This window comes from Pseudomonas putida group bacterium ESBL64 (assembly GCF_045277175.1).
Classification (GTDB): Bacteria; Pseudomonadota; Gammaproteobacteria; order Pseudomonadales; family Pseudomonadaceae; genus Aquipseudomonas; species Aquipseudomonas alloputida.
In genome coordinates, this window is the sequence record NZ_CP145799.1 from 2,695,005 (window position 1) to 2,719,980 (window position 24,976).

A 24,976-nucleotide genomic window follows, 5' to 3' on the forward strand; every position below is an offset into this window, starting at 1 on the left:
TTCATGACTCCCGCCAGGCGGTGCGACGATCGCCCAGTCGACAGATGCCGCATCATGAGAGAAACTCAATTCATTCCCTGTTTCTTCAATTCCACACCCCGGAGTCATCTGTGCTGGAGATCCGTCACCTGAAAACCCTTCATGCCCTGCGCGAAGCCGACAGCCTGGTGGAGGCCGCCGAACGCCTGCACCTGACCCAGTCGGCGTTGTCGCACCAGTTCAAGGAGCTGGAAGAGCGCCTGGGCCTCCCGATTTTCGTGCGCAAGACCAAGCCAATCCGCTTCACCAGCGCCGGGCTGCGTCTGCTGCAACTGGCTGATGCCACCCTGCCGTTGCTGCGCAGCGCCGAACGTGACATCGCACGCCTGGCCGGAGGCACTGCCGGACGCCTGCACATGGCTATCGAATGCCACAGCTGCTTCCAGTGGCTGATGCCGACCATCGACCAGTTCCGTGATGCCTGGCCGGAAGTGGAACTGGACCTGGCCTCGGGCTTTGCCTTCGCCCCGCTACCGGCCCTGGCCCGCGGCGACCTTGACCTGGTGGTGACCTCCGACCCGGTGGACCTGGCAGGCATCACTTACGTGCCGCTGTTCACCTACGAGGCGATGCTGGCAGTGGCCAACCAGCACCCGCTGGCCAGCAAGCCTTACATCGTGCCGCAAGACTTGCTCGACCAGACGCTGATCACCTACCCGGTGGAGCGCGATCGCCTGGACATCTTCACGCGCTTCCTGGAGCCGGCCGATATCGAGCCAGCCGCCGTGCGTACCTCGGAGCTGACGGTGATGATGATGCAACTGGTGGCCAGCGGCCGTGGCGTATGCGGCATGCCGCATTGGGCGCTGCACGAGTACAGCTCGCGCGGCTATGTGAAGGGCAAACGCCTGGGCGAGAAAGGCCTGTTTGCCACGCTTTATGCCGCCGTACGCACCGACATGCTCGATGCCCCGTACATGCGCGACTTTTTGCTGACGGCCAAGGACACCTCGTTCGCTACCCTCGACGGCGTCAGCGCGGTGCGTTGAGCGCCTGGCGATACAGCGGCAGGATCAAGTCGCGGGTCAGGGGAGCCAGTGGCATGACGGGCGCCTGATCTGCAGCCAGCCAGACCACCTCCTCGATCTCTGCGGCCGGCACCACGGCAGCGGCGCTGTCGACACGGAACAGTTCAGCTTGCACTTCGAAGCCTGGTTCGTTGGCGGCGGGGGCACTGAACTGGCCCAGGTGCATGGCCTGAGCCGGGTCGATGCGCAGGCCCAGTTCCTCCTGCAACTCGCGCACCAGCGCCTGTACCGGCGTTTCACCGGCATCGATCTTGCCGCCTGGCTGCATGAAAGCCTCGGTGCCACGCTTGCGCACCAGCAGCGTGCGGCCCTGAGGGTCGATCAGCAGGGCGGCGGCGATGCGGATGATGTTGGGCATGAAGTGGGCTCGCTGAATAAAATGACCCGCGAGGATCCCATGGGGTCATTGGCCTGACAAGGCCGGTCATTCCTGTGTCGGCCTGGCAGACGAGCGGCCCCTTGCCAACCTGTTGCACACCCTCCATAAACAACACATGAACCTGCCCGCCAAACACCACCCGGTGCTCGAGCTGTTCCACCCTGCCGTCAGCACCTGGTTCCGCCGCCGCTTCGCCACGGTCACCGATGCCCAGGCACAGGCCTGGCCGTTGATCCACGCCGGGCAATCCATGCTGCTGGCCGCGCCGACCGGCTCAGGCAAGACCCTGAGCGCTTTTCTGGCCGTGCTAGATGAGCTGCTGCGTGAAGGCATGAAGCACCAGGGCGAACTGCCCGCACAGACACTGGTGATCTACGTTTCACCTCTGAAGGCCCTGTCCAATGACATTCGTCTGAACCTGCAGGCCCCGCTCGAAGGCATCAGCCAAGCCATTGCAGAGCAAGGCCTGAACGCCCCACGCATCACCACGGCGGTACGCACCGGCGATACTCCGCAGAAGGAACGCGCCGCCATGCGCAAGCTGGCCCCGCACATTCTGGTGACGACCCCCGAATCGCTTTACGTGCTGATGGGCTCGGCTTCTGGCCGTGAAGGCCTGGCCCATGTGCACACGGTAATCGTCGACGAAATCCATGCCTTGGCCGGTAACAAGCGTGGCGCCCATCTGGCCCTGACCTTGGAGCGCCTGCAAGCCTTGTGCAAAAAGCCACTGCGGCGGATCGGCCTGTCCGCTACCCAACGCCCGGTCGAACGGGTGGCACAGTTTCTGGTGGGTAGCGGGCGCCCCTGCGCCATTGTCGATATCGGCCATGCCCGCAAGCGTGACCTGGCCATCGAAGTGCCGCCGGTACCGTTGGGGGCGGTGATGGCCACTGATGTCTGGGGCCTGGTGTATGACCGCTTGGCCACCCTTGCCCGTGAACACCGCACCACGCTGGTATTCGTCAATACCCGGCGCCTGGCCGAACGTATCACCCGCCACCTCAGCGACCGGCTGGGCAAGGAGGCGGTTGCCGCACACCATGGCAGCCTGTCCAAAGCGCTGCGCCTGGATGCAGAGCAGCGGCTCAAGAGCGGCCAGCTCCAGGTGCTGGTCGCGACCGCATCGCTGGAGCTTGGCATTGATATCGGCGATATCGACCTGGTCTGCCAGGTCGCGTCGCCGGGCTCGATTGCCGGCTTCCTGCAACGGGTTGGCCGCGCTGGACACCAGGTCGATGGTGTGCCGAAGGGGCGCCTGTTCCCCACCTCACGCGATGACCTGATCGAATGCGTTGCCTTGCTTGACTGCGTTCGACAGGGCGAACTGGACGCACTGCGCATCCCCCGGGCACCGCTGGATGTGCTGGCCCAGCAGATCGTCGCAGAAGCCAGCAACCAGGCCTGGCACGAACAGGATCTGCTGGATTGCCTGCGCCAGGCCACACCTTACGCCGAGCTTGACCAGCACCATTACCAGGCCCTGCTGCGCATGCTCGCCGAGGGCTACAACGGCCGCCAGGGTGTGCGCAGTGCCTACTTGCACCGTGACGCAGTGAGCGGCACGCTGCGTGGCCGACGTGGCAGCCAACTGACCGCGCTGACCAGCGGCGGCACCATCCCCGACAACGCCGACTACGCCGTGTCGCTGGAACCGCAGGCGCTGAACATCGGCAGCGTCAATGAAGACTTTGCCGTGGAAAGCATTGCCGGCGATATTTTCCAGCTGGGCAACGCCTCCTATCGCATTCTGCGCGTCGAGCCGGGCCGGGTGCGGGTAGAGGATGCTCATGGCCTGCCACCGACCATTCCGTTCTGGCTGGGTGAAGCGCCGGGGCGCAGTGACGAGCTGTCTGCCGCCGTGGCCCGGCTGCAGGCGCGAATCGACCAGCAACTGGCGCAGGCAGGCGGCGACACGGTGGAGGTACTGGCCTGGTTGCAGGCGACCTTCGAACTGGACGAAGCTTGTGCGGGCCAGTTGCTCGACTACCTGGCCCGCACCCGTGAAGTGCTTGGCGCCCTGCCCTCGCAGGATACGCTGGTGATGGAACGTTTTTTCGATGAGTCCGGCGGGACCCAACTGATCATTCATTCACCCTACGGTAGCCGCATCAACCGCGCCTGGGGCCTGGCCCTGCGCAAGCGCTTCTGCCGCACCTTCAACTTCGAACTGCAGGCTGCCGCCAGCGAGGACGCCATCGTGCTGTCTCTGTCGACCAGCCACAGTTTCGAGCTGGACGAAGTGTGGCGTTACCTGAACAGCCGCAGCGCCGAGCCTATTCTCATCCAGGCCCTGCTCGATGCACCGCTGTTTGGCGTGCGCTGGCGCTGGAATGCAGGCGTGGCCATGGCACTGCCGCGCTTTGTGGGCGGACGCAAGGTGGCGCCACAAATCCAGCGCATGAAGAGTGAGGACCTGGTTGCCGCCGTGTTCCCCGACCAGATCGCCTGCCTGGAAAACATCGTCGGCGAGCGGCAGATTCCCGACCATCCGCTGGTCGAGCAAACCCTTGACGATTGCCTGCACGAGGCAATGGACAGCGAAGGCTGGCTGGCCCTGCTGCGGCGCATGGAAAGCGGTGCAGTGCGCTTGCTGTGCAGGGATTTGCCCGCCCCCTCGCCGCTGGCTTCAGCGATTCTCAATGCCCGGCCTTATGCCTTTCTGGACGATGCGCCACTGGAAGAGCGACGTACCCAGGCGGTACTCAACCGGCGCTGGAACGACGTGCACAGTAGCGACGACCTGGGCGCGCTGGACGCTGATGCCATTGCTGCCGTAGCGGCCGAGGCCTGGCCACAGCCGGCCAATCCCGACGAAATGCACGAAGCATTGATGAGCCTGGGTGCCATCGGTCAGGTCGAGGTAGATGCCAACCCCTGCTGGGATGTGCTGCTAAGGCAGCTGGCCAAGGCCGGGCGTGCCTTGCGCCTGCCCGATGACAAGCTCTGGTTGGCCCGCGAACGCCTGAACCTGCTGCTGGCACTGTACCCCACAGCGCACAGGGAGCCAGCGCTCGAACGGCTCGCTGGCTTCGACCTGCCCATCGAGCCCGACAACGCACTGAGCGAACTGCTGCGCGCCCGCCTGAGCGGCCATGGCCCACAGACCCTGGCGCAAATCGCTGCGCCATTGGGCAAACCGGTAACCGATATCGAGCAGGCGCTGGCCCGCCTGGAAGCCGAAGGCTATGTGCTGCGCGGGCATTTCAGCCCAGGTGCCACTGACCTGCAATGGTGCGAACGCCACTTGCTGGCGCGCATCCACCGCTACACAGTCAAACGCCTGCGCCGCGAGATCGAACCGGTCAGCCTGCAAGACTTCATGCGCTTTCTGTTCGATTGGCAGCACCTGGCGCCTGACGAGCGCCTGCGTGGTCCGCAGGCGGTGGCCGAAGTGCTGGGCCAGTTACAAGGGTTCCCCAGCGCCGCAGCGGCCTGGGAGGCGGAGCTGCTGCCGGCGCGTATCAAAGACTACAATCCGCACTGGCTCGACGAAGCCTGCCGAAGCGGCCAGTTTGCCTGGAGCCGGCTGGCGGCAACAGTGGCGAGCAGCACGTTGACCAGTACCCCGCTGGTGTTGCTGCCGCGGGACCAGTTGAACACGTGGCGCAGCCTGGCGCCCGCACCTGCTGTCGACGCCCTTGGCCTACGTGCGCAACGTGTGCACGAAGCGCTGAAAACCCAGGGTGCGCTGTTCTTCGATGAACTGGCACATGAGGCACACCTGCTGCCCAGTGAACTGGAAACTGCACTGCAGGAGCTGGTGGGCTCGGGCCTGGCCGGGGCGGACAGTTTCACTGGCTTGCGCAGCCTGATCACGCCTGCAACCAAGCGCAGCTCACGTAACAGCCGCCGAGGCCACCCGCCGCTTTCCAGCAGCATGGCGCATGCCGGACGTTGGGCCCTGCTGCGCCGCAGCGATGCGCCACCGGATCACGACCAGCGCCTGGAGCACATTGCCCGCACGCTGCTGCGTCGCTATGGCGTGATCTGCTGGCGGCTGTTGGCGCGCGAGAGTGATGTACTGCCGCCCTGGCGTGAGCTGCTGCGCTGCTATCACCGATTGGAAGCGCGTGGCGAGATCCGGGGCGGGCGCTTCATTGCCGGGCTGGCCGGTGAACAGTTCGCCTTGCCTGAGGCGGTAGTATTGCTGCGGCAAGTGAGACGACGTGAACCGGACGGAACGCTGCAGGTGGTGAGCGCCGGTGACCCGCTGAACCTGATCGGCTCGTTGCTGCCCGGGGCGAAAGTGCCGGCAGTGATTGGCAACCGGCTTCTGTATCGCGACGGGATACCGGTGGCGGTGCGGATGGCCGGGCGTTACGCGTATCTGGTCGAGGCGTCCGCACAGGAGCAGGAAAGCTGGCGGCAAAAACTGCTGCGCGCCCCCCTGTAGGAGCGGGTTTACCCGCGAATACGGTAGCGGCGGCAACGCTGACCGGCGGGTAGAAATTGGCCAGCAGGCCCGGCCCTTTCGCGGGTAAACCCGCGCCTACGACGGCCTGCGCCCAATCATCAATGTGTGTCCACCACCGATCTGCGTTTCTACCAGGCAATTTGGCTCGGGTCGAGAATGATTTTCGCTACCCCAATTTTATTTTGCAGTGCCCGGCAACTTGGCTATGGTCGGGGTTTGCCCCCAGGCCCTGAGCCTGACCGCGCCATCGCAAGGACCCTGTATGAGCCTGTCACTTCTCAGTCGTTATGCCTTCTTCGCCGCCTGTGTGCTGTTCACCCTGGCGAGCCTCCCCTTCAGCCACCACGAATGGTTGTGGCCGTTCACCCTGACCACAGGCATTCTCAGCCTGATCGGCCTGTTCGACCTGCTGCAGCAGCGCCACGCCGTCCGCCGTAACTACCCGGTTCTTGGCAACATCCGCTATCTGGTCGAGGCCATTCGCCCGGAAATCCGCCAATACTTGCTGGAGTCCGACAGCGATGCCCTGCCCTTCTCCCGCGCCCAGCGCTCGCTGGTGTATGCCCGGGCGAAGAACGAAGCCTCGGACAAACCTTTCGGCACCCTGATCGACGTATATGAATCCGGTTTCGAGTTCATCGGCCACTCCATGCGCCCGGCACCGCTGGCCGACCCGGCCAGCTTCCGCGTCATCGTCGGTGGGCCGCAGTGCAGCCAGCCGTATTCAGCGTCGATCTTCAACATTTCGGCCATGAGTTTCGGCTCACTCAGCGCCAATGCCATCCGTGCGCTCAACCAGGGCGCCAAACTGGGCAATTTCCACCATGACACCGGCGAGGGCAGCATCAGCCCCTACCATCGCGAGCACGGTGGTGACCTGGTGTGGGAACTGGGCAGCGGCTACTTCGGGTGCCGCACGCCAGATGGGCGCTTCGATCCCGAACGTTTCGCCGCCCAGGCGCGCAGCCCTCAGGTGCGCATGATCGAGATCAAGATGAGCCAGGGTGCCAAGCCTGGCCATGGCGGCATACTGCCCAAACACAAGGTCACCCAGGAAATTGCCGAAACCCGTGGCGTGCTGATGGGCGAGGATTGCATCTCACCGTCGCGCCACAGCGCCTTCTCGACACCGATCGAAATGATGCAGTTCATCGCCCAGTTGCGTGAGCTGTCCGGTGGCAAGCCAGTGGGGTTCAAGTTCTGCCTGGGCCACCCGTGGGAATTCATGGGCATCGCCAAGGCCATGCTGGAAACCGGCATCCTGCCCGACTTCATCGTCGTCGATGGCAAGGAAGGCGGCACCGGCGCAGCGCCCGTGGAGTTCACCGACCATATCGGCGTGCCACTGCGTGAAGGCCTGCTGTTCGTGCACAACACCCTGGTCGGCCTGAACCTGCGCGACAAGATCAAGCTGGGCGCCAGCGGCAAGATTGTCAGCGCCTTCGACATCGCCAGCGTGCTGGCCATTGGCGCCGACTGGGCCAACTCGGCACGCGGCTTCATGTTTGCCATCGGCTGCATCCAGTCGCAAAGCTGCCACACCAACAAGTGCCCGACCGGCGTGGCCACGCAAGATCCGCTACGCCAGCGTGCGCTGGTGGTGCCCGACAAAGCCCAGCGGGTGCTGAACTTCCACCACAACACGTTGCGTGCCTTGGCAGAAATGCTGGCGGCGGCCGGCCTGGAGCATCCGGCACAACTGGAGGCCAAGCACCTGGTGCGGCGCATTTCAGCCACCGAGATCAAGCTGTTCTCGCAGATGCATGTGTTTTTGAAGCCAGGTGAGCTGCTGACCGGCGAGGTGAACGGGCAGTTCTATTCGCGGATGTGGCAACTGGCCCGGGCGGACAGTTTCGAGCCGCACAGCGAAGTGGCGGCCTGAGAGAACGCTGGGGCCGCAAAGCGGCCCCACGTCAGGTCAGGAGGCGGTACTCGTCACACCTTGTGCGTCTTTCGGCGCCAGGCGGAACGTGTAATACAGCACCGTCAGCAGCACCAGGAACGCCGGGCCGATGTACAGGGCCACACGCGTATCCTCGAAGTACGCCATCAGCCCGACCACCAGCACCAGGAAGGCCAGTGCCAGATACGAGCTCAGCGGCCACAGCCACATGCGGTACTTCAGTGCCTTGCGCTCGGCCGTGGTAAGGCCGGCACGGAACTTCAGCTGCGCCAGCAAGATCATCACCCAGGTCCAGATCGCACCGAAGGTGGCGATCGAGGTCACCCAGACGAAGACCTTTTCTGGCACCAGGTAGTTGGCCAGCACGCCCAGCAGCAACGCGCCGATCGACAGCAGCAGCGCATTGCGTGGCACGCCGTTCTTCGAGGTGCGGGCAAAGGCCGCCGGCGCCTGGCCGTTCTGCGCCAGGCTATAAAGCATGCGCCCGGTGCTGAAGATGCCGCCGTTGCACGACGAAAGCGCCGCCGTGATGACCACGAAATTGATGATGCCGGCAGCGGTCTTGATGCCGAGGCGCTCGAAGGTCATGACGAACGGGCTGCCCTGGCTGCCGATTTCGTTCCACGGGTAAATCGACAGGATCACGAACAACGCGCCGACGTAGAACAGCAGGATGCGCCAGAACACCGAGCCGATGGCCTGGGGAATGGTCTTTTGCGGGTTGCGTGCTTCACCGGCGGTGAGGCCGATCATTTCCACACCCAGATAGGCGAACATCACCATCTGCAGCGACATCAGCACGCCGGTCACGCCATTGGGCATGAAGCCGCCGTTGCTCCACAGGTTGGAGATCCCCACTGCCACACCGTCATTGCCAAAGCCGAAGGCAATGATGCCGATGCCGCCAAGCACCATGGCGATGATGGTGACGATCTTGATCAGCGCGAACCAGAACTCGAACTCACCAAAAGCCTTCACCGCCACCAGGTTGACCGCGCCCATGCTGCCCAGCGCCGCCAGGGCCCAGATCCAGCGCGGAACGTCGGGGAACCAGATGCCCATGTAGATGGCCACTGCCGTGATTTCGGCAACACAGGTCACCAGCCACAGGAACCAGTAGTTCCAGCCGGTCAGGAAGCCCGCCAATGGGCCGAGGTAATCCTGGGCATAACGGCTGAACGAGCCGGCGACGGGGTTGTGCACGGCCATTTCACCAAGGGCGCGCATGATCACCAGGATGGCCAGGCCGCCGATGATGTAGGACAACATGATGGCCGGACCGGCCATTTCGATCGCCTTGGCCGAACCGAGGAAAAGACCGACACCGATACAGGCGCCCAGCGCCATCAGGCGGATGTGCCGTTCGCCCAGTTCACGCTTGAGCGGGCCGCCTTCTGTGGCCTGGCCGTGGGCAGAGTGGTTGCCGACTGGCATAGCAATACAACCTCATTTTGTTATTGGATTTGACCTTCGTGCCGCCGCGACCAAGCCGATAGGCGTGGCATTGGCTTGCCAGGCTGGCCTTGTGGACCGGCCCGTGTGCCGGAGTAGAGCGCCCGGCAAGGCGAAGGGGGCGAGCAGTATAGGAAGACCGTTGTAGGAGTTTTCACTGTATATATGCAGAAATTTGGCTAGAACTCTGGGGCCGCTACCCGCCCCAAAAATCGCCGGGGCACCATAGCAACATCGGCCGTTGAAGGAACCCACACCAAAGCCGCATAGCCCCTCACCACTTTCCTTCTTCTTACAAATTTTTCACCCTATCCACTCAACGTCTAAGCTTCAGACAAGCAAGACGAAAATACTTGGCCGGATAGAAGACTATGGGCGCACTGTGGCAATCGGAACCAAGCAGAACGGAAGCACCCGAGATACCTCCGGCCGAGACGCCACAACCCAAGTCCCCCCGTCAGCGTCGGCTATGGTGGCGGCTGATCATCCTCATCCTGCTGGTGGCACTGGTAGCCATAGGTGTTGCCGCGTATGACGAATTCCGTACCTCCGAACTGCAATCGCGCGAGTTCAGCAAACTGGCCGGTACACTGACCTATTCACTGCAACCCGGTCCCAGCGATGCCATCATCTATCCCGGTGATGGGCCGTTCGACAAACGCCTGGGCTATAGCGCCCTGGGTGAATTCCTGCCACGCCTGCTCAAGCGCGACTACCTCATCAGCGAACAGGTGAAGTTCTCACCCGCATTGATGAACTACGTCGATCATGGGCTGTTCGCGCCCTATATCGAGAAAATCCAGGCCGGCCTGTCGATCACCGACTGCCGCGGCGACACGCTGTACCAGTACAACTACCCCCAGCACCTGTACCCGGACTTTGCAGCGATCCCTCCCGTGATGGTCAACAGCTTGCTGTTCATCGAAAACCGCGACCTGCTGGATACCCAGGACCCACGTAACAACCCGGCAGTGGACTGGCCGCGCTTTGCCAAGGCCGCCTACAGCCAGGTCGCCAAGTACCTGGCCCTGCCCGGCCAGTCTGCCGGCGGCAGCACCCTGGCCACGCAGCTGGAGAAATATCGCCACTCACCCGACGGCCTGACGGTGTCGGGCGCAGAGAAAATCCGGCAGATGATTTCTGCCAGCGTGCGTGCCTACCAGGGCGGCCCCGACACCACCGAGGCACGCCAGCGCATCGTGCGTGACTACCTCAACAGCGTACCGCTGTCGGCTGTGCCTGGGCATGGTGAAGTACATGGCATGGCCGAGGGCCTGCGGGTGTGGTACGGCGCCGACTTCGACCAGGTCAACCAGGCCCTGAACGCCACCGCCACCGACCCCGAGAGCATGGCCGCACGCGGCCTGGCCCTGCGCCAGGTGCTGTCGCTGATGATTGCCCAACGCCGCCCCTCGCATTACTTGTCCAAGGGCCGGGTCGAGCTGGCCGAACTGACCGACGCGCACATCCGCGTGCTCGCCGCCAACAAGGTCATCGATCAGCCACTGGCCGATGCCGCGCTGGCCAGCAAGGCGGTGTACCGCGACTGGGTCGCGCAGCCGACCATCGTACCGATCATTACCAACAAGGGCATCAGCCTGGCACGCAACCGCCTGTCGGCCATGCTCAATCGCCCGCTGTACGACCTCGACCGCCTCGACCTGTCAGCCACAAGTACCTTGCAGGCCGACCTGCAGTTGCAGATCAGCCAGTACCTGAAAAACCTTGCCGACCCGGAGTTTGCCGCACAGATCGGCCTGATCGGCGAGCGGCTGCTCACTGCCAAGACCACCGACCAGGTGAGCTACAGCTTCACCTTGTTCGAACGCACCGCCGATGGCTCGCGGGTCCGGGTGCAGACCGACAGCACCAACCAGCCCTTCGACATCAACGAAGGCAGCAAGCTGGAGCTGGGCTCAACCGCCAAGCTGCGGGTACTGACCACCTACCTTGAAATTATCGCCGAGCTGCACGACAAGTACGCCGGCAAACCTGCCGCCGAGCTGAAGAAGGTCGAAGTGGCCGAACTCGACCGCATCACGCAATGGTCGCTGGAATGGCTGGCGCAGAACAGCAAGAACCAGAGCCTTGACGCCATGCTCGACGCCGCGCTCGAGCGCAAGTACTCGGCCAACACCGGCGAAGCGTTTTTCACCGGTGGCGGGATGCATGTATTCAACAACTTCCGCAAGGAAGACAACAACCGCAACCCGACACTCAAGGATGCACTGCGCGAGTCGATCAACCTGCCGTTCATCCGCCTGATGCGCGACCTGGTGCGCTACGTGACTTACCAGCAGCCGTACAACCGCGTGCCGCTGCTCAAGGACGATGCCGACCCGCGCCGCCAGGAATACCTTGCGCGCTTTGCCGACAAGGAAGGCACCAACTACCTGATGCGCTTCTGGAAGAAGTACCAGCGTAAAACCTCGCAACAACGCCTGGACACCTTCCTCGACAGCATGCGCGTGACCCCGCAGCGGTTGGCGGCGGTACACCGCTACCTGTTCCCCGAGGCAGGCCAGGAAACCTTCAACGCCTTCGTGCGTGCCCACCTCAAGGGCGACAAGGCCGTGTTGGGCAAACTGACCGATGGCCGTCTGTCAGAGATGTACGCAGCTTACGGCCCCGGCAAGTACGACCTGCCTGATCAGGGTTACATCGCCAAGGTCCACCCGCTGGACCTGTGGCTGCTTGGCTACCTGCTGAAGAACCCAAGCTCGACACTGACCGAGATGATCAACGCCAGTCGTTTCGAACGCCAGGAGGTATACGGCTGGCTGTTCAAGAGCCGCTACCAGGGCGCCCGTGACAGCCGCATCCGCACCATGGTCGAAATCGAAGCCTTCCTCGACATCCACCAACGCTGGAAACGCGTGGGCTATCCATTCGACCACCTGGTGCCCTCATTGGCCACCGCCATCGGCAGCTCCGGCGACCGCCCTGCTGCCCTCTCCGAACTGGTCGGGATCATCCAGAACGACGGTGTTCGCCTGCCGACCCTGCGCATCGACACCCTGCACTTCGCAGCCAACACACCCTACGAGACCAAGTTGATCACAGACCCGGACCGGGGCGTGCGAATTCTGCCAGTCGAAGTGGCGCGTGCACTCAAAGGCGCCATGTCGCAAGTGGTCGATGCAGGTACCGCGCGGCGTATTTCCGGCAGCTTCAAGCTGCAGGACGGCACCCCACTGGTGATGGGCGGCAAGACCGGTACCGGCGACAACCGAATCGAGAGCTTTGGCGCCGGCGGCCGGCTGATCGGCTCGCGCTCGCTAAACCGCACCGCCACCTTCGTGTTCTTCCTCGGCGACAACCATTTCGGCACGCTGACCGCCTTCGTGCCGGGTCGCACGGCAGAAGCGTTCAAATTTACTTCGGCGCTGCCAGTGCAGGTGCTCAAGGGCATGGCACCGATCCTCATGCCATACCTGCAGCCGGGCAATCCGAATGAGTGCAAGCCGCCACAGGTTGCCCTGCACACACCGCCACCGGCAGGGAACACATCGACGCAGTAGATGATAATCATCAGCATTTAAAGGCTTGTCTTTAGATATATCTTGAGTAATATCTTAAGATATATCGCAAACGACGGAGCCCTATCCTTATGCGCGAACATCCCCCTCATGATCCCTTCGAGCGGCGCCCCGCCCGTGGCGAGCGCGGCCCGCGTGTCTTCGCCCCGGGTGACCTCAAGCTGCTGATGCTGGACTTGCTGGCCGAGCAGCCCGGCCACGGTTACGACCTGATCCGCCAGATCGAAAATCTGTTCGACGGCAGCTACAGCCCAAGCCCTGGGGTGATCTACCCCACGCTGAACTTCCTCGAAGAGGCCGAACTGATCAGCGGCCAGGTACAAGGCAGCAAACGCCTCTACGCCATCACCGATGCCGGCCGCAACGCCTTGGCGGATCAGGCAGTAGCCCTGGATGGCGTGCGCATGCGCATCGAGGTCAGCAAACGCGCCCTGCGCGGCCACGACCGCCCGCCAGAGATTCATGAAGCGGTCGGCAACCTGCGCCATGCACTGCACATGCACAGCGGCCGCTGGACAGTGGAAGAAATCGAACGGGTCCGTGACCTGCTCAACCATACCGCCAAGGCCATCGCCTCCGGGCCCACCGAACCTTTCAGGGAGACGCCCCATGAGTGACACCATTCACCGCGTAAACCACGAGATCCGCCAGCGCCGTCTGCAGGTGCTGCGCGTCACCGAGCTGACCCCGCGCATGCGCCGCATCACCCTGGGGGGTGCCGAGCTGCAAGGCTTTACCAGCGTGGGCAGCGACGACCATATCAAGCTGCTGTTCGCCGAAACGCCGGAGCAACAACAGGCCATCGAGGCCCGCAACCTGGGCAAGGACGGTGGCGCGCGGCCCACCATGCGCGAGTACACACCACGGCGCATCGACCTGGTGGCACATGAGCTGGACATCGACTTCGTGCTGCACGGCGACGGCCCTGCCTCTACCTGGGCCGCGCAAGCCGCGCCCGGGCAAACCCTGGACATTGCAGGGCCACGGGCCTCGCTGGTGGTGCCGGATATTTTCGACAGCTACCTGCTGATCGGTGATGAAACTGCCATCCCGGCCATTGGCCGTCGGCTGGAGGAGTTGCCGGCGGGCCGCCAGGTGCTGGCAGTCATCCAGATCGAAGACGAGCACGAGCGCCAGCCGCTGCCAAGCAAGGCGCAGGTGGAAGTGATCTGGGTACGTCGCCAAGGGGAAGACTTGTTGGAGCTGGTGCGGAACCTGAGCTTGCCGCAAGGCCAGCTGTATGCCTGGGTAGCGCTGGAAAAAGCCCTGACTCGCCAGGCCAAGGCGTTGTTGCTGGAGAAAGGGGTAAAGGAAGACGCGCTAAAGGCTGCAGCCTACTGGCGGGCCAACGGGACTGCGGACGACGAGTGATCGTGATTGCCTGATCTGCCGTCTTCGCGGGCAAGCCCGCTCCTACACTGATCGGGGATGGACACAACTCGGCGGTTGGGCACAAATCGGTGGTTGGGCACAGGCCGTTGTAGGAGCGGGTTCACCCGCGAACACCGGCGCAGCCGGTGCCACGCAACGCGCCGCCTGCTTCGCGGGTATGCACCATCGATACGACCAAGCGCTTCAGCCCCGAGCAGCTCAGAAAAGCTCGACCGCTCGCAGCGTATCTACAGGAGGCCGCGCCACGTTGTTGCTTACCAACGAAGGTCTCGCTGCCCCGCCAAGGCCTGCGGCCCAAGCCATTGGGCCCCACGCAACAATGGCGTCAACTGCGCTTCAGGCTGCAGCTGGAACACCACCTGCGCCTGGCGTCCTGGCAGGTCGGCATCCACGGCCAGTTGATGTTGCCCTTGCTGCGCCAACTGCCCGCGCAGGTGCCAGCCACTGCGGCAATCCATTTCCAGCCAGCCGTGCCCAAGGCCTAGGGACCAAGGGTCGCTCAGGGCAAGGTCGGTTACGATCACGCGGCCTTCACTGGCCTGGCATTGGCGCCCTGTCCCCTGCATCCTCAACACACCCTGCCACTGGCCGGCCAGGCGGTAATCCGTCGAGACCGTCGCCAAAGGCCCCTTGGCTGATGCCTCCAGCCGCCAACGCCAGGGCCAGCCTTCTGCACGCAACTGCCAGGCCTGCCCCTGGAACCCCACTTGCGCATTCGCCTGCAAGCGCCAGGGCTGCAGCGTCCAGCGCAAAGGCCCGACCGGCCCCCATTGTTGTGCCTGCCCTTGCCAGAGGCTTCCACCGACATCGCGTACCGGCAGGCCGAACGCACGCACCACCCAATTGGCCGGAAGCTCGATAAACAGCGTGAGCACGAATACCAGTAACACCCAGGCCATTGCTGCACTGCGGCTCATGGCTGCACCACCAGATCAAATCGCAAACCCTTGCCCTGCTGCTCCAGCCCCCATTGCAACGGCAGTGCGCCTTCTGCACGCAGGCTCTGTACCCAGCCTTGCAGCATGCGCTCATCGGCCACCTGCCCGCGCAGTTGCCAGGCCTTGCCTTGCGTATCGACTTCGGTCAGTTCAACCCCACGGGCCTGGGCCGACTGACGTAGCCGCTCCAGGTTCAAACCGGGCCCGCCTTGCAGGCTGGCCGCCTGTTCGGCCAGCACACGCCACTGGCCAAGCACGCGCCATTGCGCAACGCCTTCGCGCAGGGCCAGGAAGGCCAGCAGCAGGGCGATCAGTCCCCAGGCGAACGTGAAGCGATGACGCTGTAGCCAGTCCCGGTTCATGAGGCTGCTCCCAGGTCGAAGATCACTTGGCCTTCTTGAACCTGCACTGTGGCGCCAGCGGCAGCCGCCATATCACGCCATGGCGGCGCACTGCCCTCGCCCTCCAGGCGCAGGTGCCAACGCTGACCATCGAAGCGCACCGCTTGCAGGCGCAAGCCGGGGTTGGCACGCAGCCAGGTCTGCAAGCGAGCCTGCAGGTCGTCTAGCTGACGTGTACGCAGTTGCTGCTGCAGTACGCTCTCGCGCAGGCGCTTGAGGGCCTGTGCCGCGTGCCGAGGGCTGGCCTGCTCGCCGGTCACGGCAACGACCTGGTTGCGCCAGAGTTGCGCCTGACGCCATTGCTGGCTCACCCACAGGCCACCCCAAACGGTGGCCAGCACCAGGCAAGCTGCCAGCAGCCGCTGCTGCTGGCGGGAGACCGCCGGCAACGAGCGCACCTTGCGGGCGCGCTCGAACAGGCCAGGCAATGTGGCGAGCGGCGCAAATACGGTTGGCCAATTGCCGTTCAGCGACGTCTTGTGCAGCCCTGCCCACGGTGGCTGCGGCACGCCACCCAAGGCATCAGGCCATGCCAGCCAGTGCTCCTGTCCGTCTTCGGCCAAGCCTTTGTAGAGGGACAGGCCGGGGGTGCGTTGCCATTGCCAGGCGCATCCTGGCTCGGGTGATGGCAGCAGCTGCAGCTCCGCCCAGCAACGCACCGTCTGCAAGCCCCATTCGGCACATTGGCCACGCCAGTCATCCAACTGCTGACGCGCCACTACCAGCAGACGAAGGTACCCGGGTTCACGGGCCAGGCAGGCACAGGCCACCTCATGCGGGGCCTGCAGCAAGCGATCCTCAAGCAGCAAAGGCCACTCTTCGCGCTTGAGCCCGGGCGGGGCCGGCACGCGAAAATGGCTGCACGCCTCGGCAGGCAGGACCAGCGCAACATGGGCCTGCGGGTTGGCCGGTGGCTCGCCCTGCCCCTGGCGTTGCAAAATACCGTCCTGGACCAGCGCCCAATGCCAGACAGTACCCGGGCGCACCAGCAGCCACGCCTGGGCCGGCATACGCCGCCGCCATTCAAGTTTCATGAGCGCCCCCATGGAAGGGCGAAGGTGCAGACATAGGGGGCTCCATCACGCAGCAGTTCCAGACGCACACCACGGCCTGGGTGCACCGGTTGGTCAGAAGGCCAGGCCAGCCAGCGGCCGCCCTGGTAGTACAGAACGTTCATGGCGCTGACCTGGTCGAGTCGTTCGCGCTGTACCCAGCGCGGGGCGACAGCGGCGTACAAGTCCGCCGAGCTTTCCAGCAGCAGGCGTTGCTCGCGGGCCTCGAACCGCAGGCGCTGGCGTTGCAGGCGCGAGCCACCTTCGGCTGCCGGCAGGCCGGTGCTGGCGACCCACAGCAACTGGTTGCTGGCGGGCTGCCAGTCCAGCCAACGGCTGGCCAGCGGCAGACGCTGGTCGTAGACACGGCGCAGCACCGGGCTGTCGAAGCGCCGCTCCAGGGCCAGGCAAAAGTCCAGCACCGAGGTTTGCCGAATGGTGTCCTGCAAGCGTTCGCGCACCTTCAGCCAGCCGTTGACCAGGGCGGCCAGCATGATGCCGAGCACGGCCGTCAGGGCCAGCGCGACCATCAGTTCGATCAGGGTCAGACCTGCCTGGCGGTGTTTCATGGGCGCTCCAGAAACACGGTGTACTGGCCCAGTGGCAGGCGCTGATCGCGGTCAGCGAACAATTGCAGTTCGCCACGGCGCAGGTCTCGCACGCCAGTGCGGCGCAGTTGCAGTTGCCAGTGACACCGTTGGCCACCTTGGCCGAGCTCGCCGGCTACCTGGTTTTCGGCAGGCCAGTACTGCTCGACGGCAAAGCGGGTTTGCAGCTCACGCGCGCACAGCAGGCCAAGGCGGTGCTGTTGCAGGTTGTCCTGAACGGCCAGCCGCTGGCGCAGCACCTGGCTGGTGATCACCGCCAGCACGGCAGCGATTGCCAGGGCTACGGTCACCTCCAGCAGAGTGAAACCACGCTGTGCTTGCTTCATGGCACGATCCACATGCCATCGGTGCGGCTCCAGGCCCATTGCTGACTGCCATCGGCCCAGCGCCAGCGCACACTACCCGCCTGCGCCCAGCCATGCGGCGTGAACAGCACGCGCGGTTGCGGGCTGGCCGGCCAGTCCGGGTGCAGGCCCTTGGGCCAGTCGCCGAGCGGGACCGCTTCGACCACCCAGGCATTGCCCTCGCGGCGGACGAACTCCGGGCGCTGGCCATTCCAGCGCAACCCGCGCAGTTGCCCCGCATGCCGGGCCAGCGCGGCCTGGCCGCGGACCTCGACCGCCAGCCGTTGCAGGGCCTGCTCGACACTGGCCTGGCCGTTGCCAAGGCCGGCCACCGCCAGCCCGGTCATCAGCCCGGCAATGGCCAGTACCACCAACAGTTCGATCAGGCTGAAGCCGCGCTGATGACGCACCGTTACAGCGCCCAGTTACCCAGGTCGGCATCCTGGCCTTCGCCGCCCGGCAGGCCATCGGCACCCAGCGAGTACACATCGACCCGGCCATGTTCCCCAGGCATGCGGTACTGGTACGGGGTGCCCCACGGGTCCTCCGGCAGGCGACGCACGTAGCCATCACTGCGCCAGGCCCGAGGCACTGGCTCCTGAGCCGGCTTTTTCACCAGCGCGGCCAGGCCCTGTTCGCTGCTGGGGAAGCGCAGGTTGTCCAGCCGGTACATGTCCAGCGCCTGCTCCAGAGTGGCCAGGTCGGCCATCACCTTCTGCTTCATGGCCTTGTCCTGGTTGCCCAGCACGCTGGGCGCCACCACGGCGATCAGCAGGCCGATGATGAAGATCACCACCATGATCTCCATGAGGGTGAAGCCGCGTTGGCGGTTACGTCGATGCTGCATGGCAATACTCCTTGTCGTCACAATTGCAGGCCCTGGTTGAGTTGCATGATCGGCAGCAGCACCGCCAGCACGATGAACAGCACCACGGCGCCCATCACCAGGATCATCAGGGGTTCGAACAGCGCCATGGCGGTATCGACCTGGCGGGCAAAGCCGCGCTCCTGGTCGTCGGCCACGCGCTCGAGCATGTCCGCGAGGGTGCCGCTGGCCTCGCCGCTGCCGACCATGTTCACCAGCAGCGGCGGGAATTGCTGGCTGGCATCCAGCGCACGGTGCAGGCTGGTGCCGCCCTGCACGTGTTGGCGCACCTGCTCCATGGCCAAGCGGATACGCCGGTTGCCGATGGTTTCGGTGGCCACTTGCAAGGCTTCGAGCAGGGCCACGCCACTGCCACAGAGAATCGCCAGGCTGCGCGCCAGGCGCGCGCTCTCCAGCACCTGCAGCAGGCTGCCAATACGCGGCAGGCGCAGCAGCAGCTGGTCGCGACGCAGGCACCAGTGCGGTTTGCGCAACAACCAGCCAGCCAGCCCCCCGAGCAACAGCGCCCCCCCTAACAACCAGGGCCCGGCGTGCACCAGCCCCTGGCTCAGGCCGATCAGCAACGAGGTGATCAGCGGCAGGCTTTGCCCGGCATGGGCGAATTGCTCGGTAAGTTTGGGCACGACGAACGTCATCAGGCCAATCACCACTGCCAGCGACACACCCATCAGCACAGCGGGGTAGATCAGCGCTGTGCGGGCCTTGTGTTGCTGGCGTTGCACCTGCTCCAGGTGGTCGGCCAAGCGGGTCAGCACCTGGGCCAGGTGCCCGGAACGTTCGCCGGCCTCGACCAGCGCGCAGTAAAGGCCAGTGAACGGTGCACCCTGCCGGGCCAGGCTGCGGGCCAGGCCCAGGCCTTCGGCCAGTGAGCCGCGCAAGGCCACCAGCACACTGTGCAAGGCGGGTTGACGCAGTTGCCGTTCAAGGGTGGCAAGGGCATCGACCAAGGGAATGCCGGCCCCGGTCAAGGTGGCCAGCTGACGGGTCAGCTCACACAACTGGGCGCGGCTCAAGCGCTGGCGTCGGGGTTGTCGGCTGCCGGCTTCATGGCGCTGCAACTGGCGGGCGAACAGGCCCTGCTCGCGCAGCAGCTGGCGGGCGTGGCGTTCACTGTCAGCCTGCAGGCTGGCCTTGTGCGATTTGCCGGCGAGGTCAACGGCCTGGTAGCGATAGGTCGGCATGCCTTAGCCCTGCACCACGCGCAGCACTTCAGCCAGGCTGGTCTCGCCGCGGGCCAGGCAATCGCTGGCCATCGCCACCAGGCTCTGGCGCCGATCAGCCAGGTAATCTTGCATGGCCAGCTCACTGGCGCCGTCGTACAACAAGCCGATGAGCCCAGCGTCCAGTTCGATAAATTCGTACAGCCCCAGTCGCCCGATATAACCGCTGCCCTGGCACTGCTCGCAGCCCACGGCGTGATAAGTGCTGTCCAGTGCCGCCAGCTCGGGCCACAGCTCGCGCTCGGCGGCCTGTAGCGGGTGCGCCACCGCACAGCCGCACAAACGCCGCACCAGGCGCTGGGCCAGGACGCCGCGCAGGCACGAGGCGATCAGGAAGGGCTCGATGCCCATGTCGCGCAGGCGGGTCACTGCGCCTACCGCGCTGTTGGTGTGCAAGGTCGACAGCACCAGGTGGCCGGTGAGGCTGGCCTGCACGGCGATCTGTGCAGTCTCCTGATCGCGGATTTCGCCGAGCATGATCACGTCAGGGTCCTGACGCAGGATGGCGCGCAGGCCACTGGCAAACGTCAGCCCGGCACGCGGGTTGATGGCGGTTTGGCCAATGCCGGCGATGGCGTACTCCACCGGGTCCTCGACGGTGAGGATGTTGCGGCTGCCGTCGTTGAGGCTGTTCAGGCTGGCGTACAGGGTCGTGGTCTTGCCCGAACCGGTCGGGCCGGTGGACAACACGATGCCGTTGGGCCGCGCCAGGCAACTGCGCAGGCCCTGCAATACCGCTGTCGGCATGCCCAGGTTATCCAGCGCCAGCAGGCTGGCCTGCTTGTCGAGCACGCGCATCACCACCCGCTCGCCGTGGATGCCGGGCAAGGTCGAGACCCGTACGTCCACTTCGCGCCCCGCCGCGCGCAAGGTGATGCGGCCGTCCTGGGGCTGACGCTTTTCAGCAATGTCCAGGCGGGCCATGACCTTGATCCGTGATACCAGCATGGCCGACAACGCACGTGGAGGGCGCAGCACCTCACGCAGGTGGCCATCGACCCGCAAACGCACCACCAGGCTCTGCTCGAAGGTCTCGATATGGATGTCCGAGGCGCGCAGCCGCAGCGCCTGGCCGAACAGGCCGTTGATCAGGCGGATCACCGGGGCTTCGTCGTCGCTTTCAAGCAGGTCTTCGATGCGCGGCATCTCGCTCATCAGGCTATCCAGGTCGACTTGATCGCCAATGCCTTCGATCAGCGCTTCGGTGGCGGCATCGCCGGCCTGGTACAGCTGGCCAAGGCGCTCGTCGAACAGCGCAGGTTCCAGGTATTCGAGCAGGCTTGGCTGGCCATGCACACGCAGCAACTCCTGCAACTGGGCATTGTCGGCGTCGGGCCGCAGCCATAGCTGCCAGCCCTGCTCTGCCGGGGCCATGGCCACTCCGCTCTGCCGTGCCTGGCGATAGGGCAGCATCACCAGTCACCGCCTTCCAGGCGTGCACGGCTGGCGGGGAATACCTGCAACAGCCGCGCGCCCTCTGCAAGGTCCGGCAATTGCAGCGGTGTGGTCTGCTGCAGGGTGCGGTACTTGTCTTCACTGAGGCCCGCCAGGCTCGGGCCGTCGCGCAGAATGCGCGGGCGGATGAACACCATCAGGTTCTGCTTGGCGTTCCTGGTGGCATCGGAGCGGAACAACCGGCCAAGATAAGGAATGTCGCCGAGCAGCGGCACACGCTGGTTGCTGGTACTCAACTCGTCGCTGATCAGGCCGCCAAGTATCACCAGGCCGTTGTCCTCGACCATGACCTTGGTCTTGATCTCGCGCTTGTTGGTGATCACGTCGCTGGCCGAGCTGGTGTCGGCAATCGACGACACCTCCTGAACGATGTCCAGGCGCACGCTGTTGTCGACATTGATCTGCGGCTTGATGCGCAGCTTCACCCCGACTTCCTTGCGCTCGATGGTCTGGTACGGGTTGGCGTTGTTCTGCGTCACGGAGCCGGTGACGAAGGGCACTTCCTGGCCAACCAGGATCGATGCCTCGGCGTTGTCCAGGGTCAGCAAGGTGGGCGTGGACAGCAGGTTGAAGCCGCTCTTGCCTTTCAGCGCGTTGACCAACATGGCGAAGTTGAAGCCCCCGCCGAAATGGCCGATGCCCGCCGTGGCACCGGTGGTGGTGGACAACAGGTCACCCAGGGCCTCGCTGTCGCCACTCGCGGCGGCCCCGGCAATGCTGGCGATATTCACCCCGTTACTGCCGAAGTTGACGATACCGGCACCGAACTTCTCGTCGGCGAACAGCCACTGAACGCCCAGCTCCTGGGCGCTGCTGTCGGACACCTCGGCGATGATCGCTTCGACCACCACCTGGGCACGGCGAATGTCCAGTTGCTCGACAATGGCCCGGTACGCTGCCAGCTCGCTGTCGGGGCCGACCATGACCACGGCATTGGTCCCTTCTTCGTATTCCAGGCGGATACCCGGGCCACCGGAGGCTGGCATCACCGGCCGGTCCTTGCCCTCTGCCTCGCCCGCGCCTTCAGCCGGCACCGCCCCTTCCTGGCTGAGCCCTCGCAGCACCTTGACCACTTCACCAGCATTGGCATGGCGCAGGTAGATCACCTGGGTGCTGCCGCTGCCCGGTGCCTCTTGAGGGCGGTCGAGCTGGCGCAGCAGGCTGGCGATGCGTTCGAGGTTGCTGCGCCAGTCAGTCACCACCAACTGGTGCGCCGCCGGGTACGGTGTAATCACCCCAACCCGCGGGTCGATCAGCGGTTTGAGGATGCCCAGTACCTGTTCGCTGGCGGCGTTGCGCACGCTGAATACGCGGGTGGCCACGCTGTCGCTGCCCTCGCCCTGCTGCCCGCCCGCCTCTACCGGCACCGGCTCCAGGCGCGCGGCCTGGTCGGGCACGATTTTCACGCTGCCGTTGGGCAGGTCGACGGTGGCATAGCCCTGGGCGCGCAGTTGGGCCAGGAAGATATCGTAGATAGCGTCGGCGTCGTGCAGGTCGACAGTGCGCACGGTGACCTTGCCCTTGACCCGGGGGTCGACGATGAAGGTGGTGCCGGTGATACGCGACACGCTGTCGATGAACTCGCCGAGTTCGGTATCGACGAAATTCACTTCGTACATCGGCGTACCGTTGTCATCGAACACCGGCTCTTGGGCATAGGCCATGGACAAGGCCAGGCTCAGCGCAGCCGCCATGCAGTATCTAACAGGCATCGTTCATCCTTGCCGCTTGAAGCCGGTCACGGCGGGGCGTGGCGGCCAGGGCAGGCGCTCACGCCGCCCCTGGTTGTTGAAAATCAGGCCATCGCTGTCGATGTCCTGCAGCACGATCCCTGGCGCCAGGCGCTGACCGCGGGCCAGGGTGCGCACTTGCTCGCCGTAGCGCAGCACCACCACACTGGCGGCCAATGGCTGGGCCTTGAGGCCGCCGAGGTATTGCAGCGGCAGACGGGTAATGGTGATGGCGCCGTCGTCGGGCGGCGCCTGCCAATGACCGACCATCAGCCCGGGCAGCAGGCTGTCAGCCACCGCAGACGCCGTGGCCGGGTGTGGCTGCCGGCTCAACTGCAGCACACACTGCGCAGACAACCAGCCGGCCAGGGTCAGGCCAGCGCCGGTGAGCAGACGCGAGGTGAGCATCACGAGGCCAACTGCCGTGGATGCCAGCCTGGGTGCCCCTGCACGTAACGCACTTCGGGCAGTTGCAGCGGCGCCAGTTGCCAGTTGTCAGGCTGACGGGCCAGCCAGGCTTCGACCCGCTGCCACAGTGGCTCGCCGGCCTGGCTTTCGAATTGCAGGCCAAAGGTGCGGCACAGGCCCTGCACCGGCTCCAGCCCCGTGATGCGCTTGCCTTGTGGGCTGTAGCTGACGCTCCAGGCCTGGCCCTGCCAGCGCGGCAGGTCCTGGCTGTTGTCCAGCAGCAGCGGGTCACCGAACAATTGTTCAGCGGCGTTTTCCAGCACTTGTTCGACCTGCCTGGCCGGTGCCTCGACCACTGGCGCCGGGTAGCCACCGGTAAGGCTGATCAGGTGTTCGCGGGTAATGGGCGCCCCTGCTGCCAGCGGGTAGTCATAACGCAGGCCCGGCAGCAACACGGGCATGCTGCTATCGTCGGCCAAGGCTTGATGCAGCAGGCAGTCCCAGCTGCCGCCACGGGTATCGCGGCGCCACAAGGCCTGGGGCGCGCGGGCCAGCGGCTGGTCGAGCCAGGCCGCGTGGCCGGCCCGTTGCTGGCGCAGTTGCGCCTGCAATTGCGCGACACGCAGCTGCGCGGCAGGCGCCAGTTGCTGTTCAAAGGCCGGGAAAAAACGCCCGTCGAACTGCCACTGGCCGGCCACACGCTGGCAGCGCAGGCGGAAGGCACCGCTGCCCCGGCAGCCGGCAAACAGCACCGGCACGCGGCGACCGCTGGCCTGGGTGACCTCGACCGGCGCGGGCCACAGGTCCTGACCACGGGCGCACAACAGCACGTCGATTTGCGGCACCCGTTCAGCCAGCCACAGGCCGGGGCCCGTGCCTGCATCGGCCATGGCCACCACCAGGTCAGCCTCGTGCCGGGCTTGTTCGAATACCGGCAGCAGAGACTGGTACCACTGTTTAAGTGAGGCTTTCTGATCCTGGGCGTACGGGTCGGTCACGCCGACCACTGCGATACGGGCACCGCCGCGCTCGAAAACGTGCAGGGCTTGCACACCCAGTGCCTGGCGTTGTGCGTCAGCCAGCCCGGCGCCGAGGGTAATGGCGCTGGCCTGGCGATACAGGCCCGTGCTGCGTTGTGGCCACAGCACACGCTCATCGCTGCTGACCCGCGCTTCGATGCCCAGCAGTTGGCTGCCTTGCACACCACTTTCGCCCTGGGTCAGGTACGCCAGGCCACTGCCATTCCAGCCCTGGCCGTTCTCCAGGGTCAGGCTGTTGCTCGCACCGGCCTCGCCACGCAGTTGTTCCAGCAACGCCGCGAGCACCGCATAACCGCCCAGTTGCGCTGTCGTTGCCTGGCTGGCATCCAGCAGCGGCGCCAGTTGCGGGTAGGCGATACTGGCACTGCGGCCAGTCATCCAGGGCGCGCGGCCCAAATGGCTGACCGGCCCCAACCGGGTAGCCGGTACCACCGCCTGGCCAGGCTGGCGGGCATCGAGGGTATCGGCCACGTACAGCAAGTCGAGCTGGGCGTTGCCGCCCTGCTGCCCTGGGAAGGCTGTGCAGGCGCCGAGCAGCGGTGCCAAGGCACCGATACCCATCCAGCCGATCACTTCGCGCCTGTGCACACTGCTCGCCATCGCATCCGCCATCCTTATCCACATCCATTCAGGGACCCGGATGTTGCGGCGTTGGCATTACAGTTTGATGGCAGAAATCCGACAGCAATTCCAATTTGATCTGTAGACCACAAATCTAAGAACTGGCAGTTTTAAAAGCTCGTTA

At 64.8% G+C, this 24,976-nt stretch carries 20 protein-coding genes; 6 read left to right on the forward strand and 14 right to left on the reverse strand.

Annotation, left to right across the window (positions count from 1 at the left end; all coding sequences use genetic code 11):
• Positions 1–110 precede the first annotated feature (110 nt).
• Positions 111–1,028, forward strand: coding sequence for a transcriptional regulator MetR (gene metR, locus V6093_RS12315; protein ID WP_003254981.1), 918 nt, complete (start codon positions 111–113; stop codon positions 1,026–1,028).
• Here metR and V6093_RS12320 read toward each other — a convergent pair.
• Complete coding sequence (locus tag V6093_RS12320) at positions 1,012–1,425, reverse strand: NUDIX domain-containing protein (RefSeq protein WP_003254983.1); 414 nt, start codon at positions 1,423–1,425, stop codon at positions 1,012–1,014. The two genes, metR and V6093_RS12320, sit on opposite strands and share 17 nt — an antisense overlap.
• Before the next feature lie 136 nt (positions 1,426–1,561).
• Here V6093_RS12320 and V6093_RS12325 point away from each other — a divergent pair, with 136 nt between their 5' ends.
• Positions 1,562–5,842: a DEAD/DEAH box helicase gene (locus tag V6093_RS12325; RefSeq protein ID WP_265979753.1), complete on the forward strand. Its 4,281-nt coding sequence runs from the start codon at positions 1,562–1,564 to the stop codon at positions 5,840–5,842.
• Between the two features lie 283 nt (positions 5,843–6,125).
• Positions 6,126–7,745 carry an FMN-binding glutamate synthase family protein gene (locus V6093_RS12330; RefSeq protein ID WP_004575669.1) on the forward strand — a complete coding sequence of 540 codons (1,620 nt, stop codon included), beginning with the start codon at positions 6,126–6,128 and terminating at the stop codon, positions 7,743–7,745.
• Between the two features lie 36 nt (positions 7,746–7,781).
• Here V6093_RS12330 and V6093_RS12335 read toward each other — a convergent pair whose 3' ends face one another.
• Positions 7,782–9,200 (reverse strand): amino acid permease, encoded by a 1,419-nt coding sequence (locus V6093_RS12335; protein WP_003254987.1) that lies wholly within the window; start codon positions 9,198–9,200, stop codon positions 7,782–7,784.
• Between the two features lie 389 nt (positions 9,201–9,589).
• On the opposite strand from V6093_RS12335, the gene V6093_RS12340 reads away from it, so the two are divergent.
• The 3 genes from V6093_RS12340 (at position 9,590) to V6093_RS12350 (ending at position 14,128) form a co-directional block, all read left to right on the forward strand.
• Positions 9,590–12,739 (forward strand): transglycosylase domain-containing protein, encoded by a 3,150-nt coding sequence (locus V6093_RS12340; protein ID WP_019750593.1) that lies wholly within the window; start codon positions 9,590–9,592, stop codon positions 12,737–12,739.
• 89 nt (positions 12,740–12,828) lie between these two features.
• The gene (locus V6093_RS12345) at positions 12,829–13,374 is read left to right on the forward strand and encodes a PadR family transcriptional regulator (protein ID WP_047605028.1); all 546 of its coding nucleotides are present in this window, start codon (positions 12,829–12,831) and stop codon (positions 13,372–13,374) included.
• Positions 13,367–14,128: a siderophore-interacting protein gene (locus V6093_RS12350; protein WP_012051379.1), complete on the forward strand. Its 762-nt coding sequence runs from the start codon at positions 13,367–13,369 to the stop codon at positions 14,126–14,128. The genes V6093_RS12345 and V6093_RS12350 overlap by 8 nt, the downstream gene beginning before the upstream one ends.
• Positions 14,129–14,403: 275 nt before the next feature.
• On the opposite strand, the gene V6093_RS12355 is transcribed toward V6093_RS12350, so the two are convergent.
• Genes V6093_RS12355 through V6093_RS12410 form a run of 12 tightly spaced genes read right to left on the reverse strand, consistent with a single transcriptional unit; the run spans position 14,404 to position 24,831 of the window.
• Positions 14,404–15,066, reverse strand: a complete 663-nt coding sequence (locus tag V6093_RS12355; RefSeq protein WP_003254991.1) for a hypothetical protein — start codon at positions 15,064–15,066, stop codon at positions 14,404–14,406.
• The gene (gene gspM / locus V6093_RS12360) at positions 15,063–15,449 is read right to left on the reverse strand and encodes a type II secretion system protein GspM (protein ID WP_003254992.1); all 387 of its coding nucleotides are present in this window, start codon (positions 15,447–15,449) and stop codon (positions 15,063–15,065) included. Before gspM ends, V6093_RS12355 begins: the two co-directional genes overlap by 4 nt.
• Positions 15,446–16,522 carry a type II secretion system protein GspL gene (locus V6093_RS12365; RefSeq protein ID WP_258230026.1) on the reverse strand — a complete coding sequence of 359 codons (1,077 nt, stop codon included), beginning with the start codon at positions 16,520–16,522 and terminating at the stop codon, positions 15,446–15,448. The genes gspM and V6093_RS12365 overlap by 4 nt, the downstream gene beginning before the upstream one ends.
• Positions 16,519–17,109 carry a type II secretion system protein gene (locus tag V6093_RS12370; RefSeq protein WP_012051376.1) on the reverse strand — a complete coding sequence of 197 codons (591 nt, stop codon included), beginning with the start codon at positions 17,107–17,109 and terminating at the stop codon, positions 16,519–16,521. The genes V6093_RS12365 and V6093_RS12370 overlap by 4 nt, the downstream gene beginning before the upstream one ends.
• Positions 17,106–17,474 carry a type II secretion system protein GspI gene (locus V6093_RS12375; RefSeq protein ID WP_143999599.1) on the reverse strand — a complete coding sequence of 123 codons (369 nt, stop codon included), beginning with the start codon at positions 17,472–17,474 and terminating at the stop codon, positions 17,106–17,108. The genes V6093_RS12370 and V6093_RS12375 overlap by 4 nt, the downstream gene beginning before the upstream one ends.
• Positions 17,471–17,902: a type II secretion system minor pseudopilin GspH gene (gene gspH / locus V6093_RS12380; RefSeq protein ID WP_108078452.1), complete on the reverse strand. Its 432-nt coding sequence runs from the start codon at positions 17,900–17,902 to the stop codon at positions 17,471–17,473. Before gspH ends, V6093_RS12375 begins: the two co-directional genes overlap by 4 nt.
• A gap of 2 nt (positions 17,903–17,904) precedes the next feature.
• The gene (gene gspG / locus V6093_RS12385) at positions 17,905–18,339 is read right to left on the reverse strand and encodes a type II secretion system major pseudopilin GspG (RefSeq protein ID WP_004575677.1); all 435 of its coding nucleotides are present in this window, start codon (positions 18,337–18,339) and stop codon (positions 17,905–17,907) included.
• Between the two features lie 17 nt (positions 18,340–18,356).
• Positions 18,357–19,559: a type II secretion system inner membrane protein GspF gene (gene gspF, locus V6093_RS12390; RefSeq protein ID WP_108078453.1), complete on the reverse strand. Its 1,203-nt coding sequence runs from the start codon at positions 19,557–19,559 to the stop codon at positions 18,357–18,359.
• A 3-nt stretch (positions 19,560–19,562) separates the two neighbouring features.
• Positions 19,563–21,011 (reverse strand): GspE/PulE family protein, encoded by a 1,449-nt coding sequence (locus V6093_RS12395; RefSeq protein WP_060538681.1) that lies wholly within the window; start codon positions 21,009–21,011, stop codon positions 19,563–19,565.
• Positions 21,011–22,747, reverse strand: a complete 1,737-nt coding sequence (gspD, locus tag V6093_RS12400; RefSeq protein WP_144000533.1) for a type II secretion system secretin GspD — start codon at positions 22,745–22,747, stop codon at positions 21,011–21,013. The genes V6093_RS12395 and gspD overlap by 1 nt, the downstream gene beginning before the upstream one ends.
• 21 nt (positions 22,748–22,768) lie before the next feature.
• Entirely contained in the window at positions 22,769–23,191 is a 423-nt protein-coding gene (locus V6093_RS12405; protein WP_003255004.1) for a hypothetical protein, read from the reverse strand.
• Positions 23,191–24,831: a lipoprotein UxpA gene (locus V6093_RS12410; protein WP_265979743.1), complete on the reverse strand. Its 1,641-nt coding sequence runs from the start codon at positions 24,829–24,831 to the stop codon at positions 23,191–23,193. Before V6093_RS12410 ends, V6093_RS12405 begins: the two co-directional genes overlap by 1 nt.
• Positions 24,832–24,976 lie beyond the last annotated feature (145 nt).

Bases quoted from the DNA above. Each gene is read 5' to 3' on its own strand.
- V6093_RS12320 (WP_003254983.1), bottom strand. From the start codon at position 1,425: ATGCCCAACATCATCCGCATCGCCGCCGCCCTGCTGATCGACCCTCAG.
- V6093_RS12325 (WP_265979753.1), top strand. From the start codon at position 1,562: ATGAACCTGCCCGCCAAACACCACCCGGTGCTCGAGCTGTTCCACCCT.
- V6093_RS12330 (WP_004575669.1), top strand. From the start codon at position 6,126: ATGAGCCTGTCACTTCTCAGTCGTTATGCCTTCTTCGCCGCCTGTGTG.
- V6093_RS12335 (WP_003254987.1), bottom strand. From the start codon at position 9,200: ATGCCAGTCGGCAACCACTCTGCCCACGGCCAGGCCACAGAAGGCGGC.
- V6093_RS12340 (WP_019750593.1), top strand. From the start codon at position 9,590: ATGGGCGCACTGTGGCAATCGGAACCAAGCAGAACGGAAGCACCCGAG.
- V6093_RS12345 (WP_047605028.1), top strand. From the start codon at position 12,829: ATGCGCGAACATCCCCCTCATGATCCCTTCGAGCGGCGCCCCGCCCGT.
- V6093_RS12350 (WP_012051379.1), top strand. From the start codon at position 13,367: ATGAGTGACACCATTCACCGCGTAAACCACGAGATCCGCCAGCGCCGT.
- V6093_RS12355 (WP_003254991.1), bottom strand. From the start codon at position 15,066: ATGAGCCGCAGTGCAGCAATGGCCTGGGTGTTACTGGTATTCGTGCTC.
- gspM (WP_003254992.1), bottom strand. From the start codon at position 15,449: ATGAACCGGGACTGGCTACAGCGTCATCGCTTCACGTTCGCCTGGGGA.
- V6093_RS12365 (WP_258230026.1), bottom strand. From the start codon at position 16,522: ATGAAACTTGAATGGCGGCGGCGTATGCCGGCCCAGGCGTGGCTGCTG.
- V6093_RS12370 (WP_012051376.1), bottom strand. From the start codon at position 17,109: ATGAAACACCGCCAGGCAGGTCTGACCCTGATCGAACTGATGGTCGCG.
- V6093_RS12375 (WP_143999599.1), bottom strand. From the start codon at position 17,474: ATGAAGCAAGCACAGCGTGGTTTCACTCTGCTGGAGGTGACCGTAGCC.
- gspG (WP_004575677.1), bottom strand. From the start codon at position 18,339: ATGCAGCATCGACGTAACCGCCAACGCGGCTTCACCCTCATGGAGATC.
- gspF (WP_108078453.1), bottom strand. From the start codon at position 19,559: ATGCCGACCTATCGCTACCAGGCCGTTGACCTCGCCGGCAAATCGCAC.
- V6093_RS12395 (WP_060538681.1), bottom strand. From the start codon at position 21,011: ATGCTGCCCTATCGCCAGGCACGGCAGAGCGGAGTGGCCATGGCCCCG.
- gspD (WP_144000533.1), bottom strand. From the start codon at position 22,747: ATGGCGGCTGCGCTGAGCCTGGCCTTGTCCATGGCCTATGCCCAAGAG.
- V6093_RS12405 (WP_003255004.1), bottom strand. From the start codon at position 23,191: ATGCTCACCTCGCGTCTGCTCACCGGCGCTGGCCTGACCCTGGCCGGC.
- V6093_RS12410 (WP_265979743.1), bottom strand. From the start codon at position 24,831: ATGGCGAGCAGTGTGCACAGGCGCGAAGTGATCGGCTGGATGGGTATC.